The organism is Streptomyces sp. AC550_RSS872 (assembly GCF_019049285.1).
In the GTDB taxonomy this organism is placed as follows: Bacteria; Actinomycetota; Actinomycetes; order Streptomycetales; family Streptomycetaceae; genus Streptomyces.
In genome coordinates this window covers 1-624 of record NZ_JAGMUL010000117.1, presented here as the reverse complement: position 1 = coordinate 624, position 624 = coordinate 1, and the positions used below count along the sequence as shown (strand labels likewise).

The window sequence follows — 624 nt, the reverse complement described above, 5'->3', positions numbered from 1 at the left end:
TCTCGTGACTGCGTGCCTTTTGAAGAATGAGCCTGCGAGTTTGCGGTGTGTTGCGAGGTTAACCCGTGTGGGGAAGCCGTAGCGAAAGCGAGTCCGAATAGGGCGGTTTAGTAGCGCGCTCAAGACCCGAAGCGGAGTGATCTAGCCATGGGCAGGTTGAAGCGGAGGTAAGACTTCGTGGAGGACCGAACCCACCAGGGTTGAAAACCTGGGGGATGACCTGTGGTTAGGGGTGAAAGGCCAATCAAACTCCGTGATAGCTGGTTCTCCCCGAAATGCATTTAGGTGCAGCGTCGTGTGTTTCTTGCCGGAGGTAGAGCACTGGATAGGCGATGGGCCCTACCGGGTTACTGACCTTAGCCAAACTCCGAATGCCGGTAAGTGAGAGCGCGGCAGTGAGACTGTGGGGGATAAGCTCCATGGTCGAGAGGGAAACAGCCCAGAGCATCGACTAAGGCCCCTAAGCGTACGCTAAGTGGGAAAGGATGTGGAGTCGCAGAGACAACCAGGAGGTTGGCTTAGAAGCAGCCACCCTTGAAAGAGTGCGTAATAGCTCACTGGTCTAGTGATTCCGCGCCGACAATGTAGCGGGGCTCAAGCGTACCGCCGAAGTCGTGTCATTGC

1 rRNA gene is annotated in these 624 nt (G+C 56.2%); it reads left to right on the top strand.

Annotation, left to right across the window (positions count from 1 at the left end):
• Positions 1-624, top strand: a 23S ribosomal RNA gene (locus KUM44_RS33020); the annotation flags it as partial.